Genomic DNA, 2,388 nt, shown 5'->3' with positions numbered 1-2,388 from the left:
TGAATGCCCAACGTCAGTACGGCAAAAATGTTCAAAGTTCGGGGCAGCGCCTGATTTGTTCAGTCGGTGCCGGTGGCGGGGAGTTCGGTTGGTGGGGGATTGTCAAGCGTTCACACATACCACGTCGCAGTGCTGTCACCGCCGGGACTGTCAGAGGACGGTTTGTTGCTTTACGAATAGAGCGGCAAACGGTAGGCTATTTCATCACGATGAGACGTGCCGAGGTCTCCGTGCGGGTAGGCAACGCGATTGCCGTCGGCAGGCATTTCACTTGAGATAGACCGGCCTTTTTATCGGTCTCGCAATTTCGAAAAGACATTCATTCGTTGACGCGCTGCTGGCGCGTTGCCACGCATTCGCGTGATTGGGGAGTTTCGACATGAAGCGTATTCTGCTTGCGGCCGCAGGGCTCGCATTCATTTTGACATTGGCTCAGCCAACGGTGGCGCAGGACCTAGCGCGCCTTTCTCAACGGACGTAGGGGCATCGGGGCCCCGACTCAGCGATAGTTGTTGTGCGCCAACGACTTCTCTGAGAGCGGAGATCGGCCCCGATGCACACAGACTGTAGCCAGGATTCGTTCGATTTCGGAACCGTGGAGGGCCGCCGGGTTGTGGGCGCGTTCGATGGCGGCCAGATCACCTCGCACGCCGGCGGGCTGTTGCTGGGGGCCTCGAACAGAGCGATCCACCTCATCGCGCGGCTCGCACACTGCTTCCAGGATGGCCGCGATCCGGACGCGCTGCTGCACACGGTGCCGACGCTGCTCGGCCAGCGCATCTTCGGCATCGCGCTCGGTTACGAGGACCTCAACGACCATGACCAGCTGCGGCACGACCCCGTGCTTCAAGTGCTGGTTGGCAAGCTCACGGCCAGACGGTCCAACTGCGCAGCGCTTGCCGGCAAATCGACGCTCAACCGGCTGGAGCACGCCGCCAAGGTCGGCACCGATGCCTATCACAAGATCACCCACGATGGCGGGGCCATCGCGGCACTGTTCGTGACGCTCTGCCTTGAAGCCTATCGCGAGCCGCCGAAGCGCTTCGTCATCGACCTCGATGCCACGCACGATCCGATCCACGGCGAGCAGGAGGGCCGGCACTTCCACGGCTACTACGACTGCTACTGCTATCTGCCGCTCTATATCTTCGCCGGCCGGCATCTGCTCGCCGCCAAGCTGAGGACCGCCGACAAGGATGCAGCCGACGGCGCCAAGGAGGAGGTTGCGCGCATCATTGCCCAGATCCGCGAACGCTGGCCCGAGGTCGAGATCATCCTGCGTGCCGACTCTGGCTTTGCGCGCGAGGAACTGATGGCGTGGTGCGAGGAAAACGGCGTCGACTACATCTTCGGGCTGGCCAGGAACGAGCGCCTGGTGAAGGCGATCAGGCGCGAGCTGGCTCATGCCCGCCGCGAGAGCCGCCGCACCAAGCACGCCGCACGCCGCTTCAAGATCCTGGAGGACTGGGAGACGCGTGAGAGCTGGTCGTGGCCGCGCCGAGTGATTGCCAAAGCCGAGTGGACGCAGGACGAGGCCAACCCGCGCTTCCTCGTCACCTCGCTCAACTGGACGGACGACGCACGCTATCTCTACGAGGACCTCTATTGCGCGCGCGGCGACATGGAGAACCGCATCAAAGAATGCCAGACCGACATGTTCGCGGGCCGCACCAGCGCGGCGAGCCTGCAGGCCAATCAGCTGCGCCTGTGGCTGGCGGCGTTCGCCTACGTGCTCATCTGTGCGCTGCGCCGCATCGGGCTCACCGGCACGGCGATGGCCAAGGCGACCTGCGGCACCATCCGGCTGAAGCTGCTGAAGATCGGTGCGTTGGTCGTCACCAGCGTGCGGCGCATCAAGATCGCGATGGCGTCGTCCTGCCCCTACCAGGACGTCTTCGCTCACGCGCACGAGCGACTATGTGATGCTGCGCGCTGACGCCCCGCCCGCCCCGAACTGCAACGACAGAGGATCATCGCCGAAACCTGCAAGCCGCGTGCTCAACGCGGCAGCGGCTTCACGCGGCAATGCCGATGAGGACTTCGAAGTTCAATGCAGTAGATGGGTGCTCGCATCGCGTTGAGAAGGACGGGCTAGGGGCCATTGCCTTTCCACACAGCAGTGCAGATTTCCTTGAACAATGGGTCGAAATAGCTCCGAAGGGAAATATTCTGTGCGTCTTTGAGAAAGTACGCAACATCTTCACCGGCAGCATCCGCTATGGCGACCCTTCGCGGAACCGTCGTCTTGAAAACGTAGTCAAAATCTTCCTTCCAGATATGCCCGCTGTCTCGTGCCAAGCTAAGTCCCCGTTGCTCCTTTTCGGTCGGCTCTACTTGTCTGGTCATCATGCCCACAATGCCAGCTAAGTCGATGTCCAAGCCGAGATC

Annotated in this window: 3 protein-coding genes; 2 read left to right on the top strand and 1 reads right to left on the bottom strand. The window is 61.9% G+C overall.

Annotation, left to right across the window (positions count from 1 at the left end):
* Both VES88_08935 and VES88_08930 read left to right on the top strand, forming a co-directional pair.
* Positions 1–275: hypothetical protein (locus tag VES88_08935; protein HYN81612.1), on the top strand; the 275-nt coding region annotated here is incomplete at its 5' end.
* A 278-nt stretch (positions 276–553) separates the two neighbouring features.
* Positions 554–1,936, top strand: a complete 1,383-nt coding sequence (locus VES88_08930) for an IS1380 family transposase (GenBank protein HYN81611.1) — start codon at positions 554–556, stop codon at positions 1,934–1,936.
* A 155-nt stretch (positions 1,937–2,091) separates the two neighbouring features.
* On the opposite strand, the gene VES88_08925 is transcribed toward VES88_08930, so the two are convergent.
* A partial coding sequence (locus tag VES88_08925) for a hypothetical protein (protein ID HYN81610.1) occupies positions 2,092–2,388 on the bottom strand: 297 nt, incomplete at its 5' end.

This window comes from Gemmatimonadaceae bacterium (genome assembly GCA_035633115.1).
GTDB lineage: Bacteria > Gemmatimonadota > Gemmatimonadetes > Gemmatimonadales > Gemmatimonadaceae > UBA4720.
This window is presented reverse-complemented; position numbering and strand designations above follow the sequence as displayed.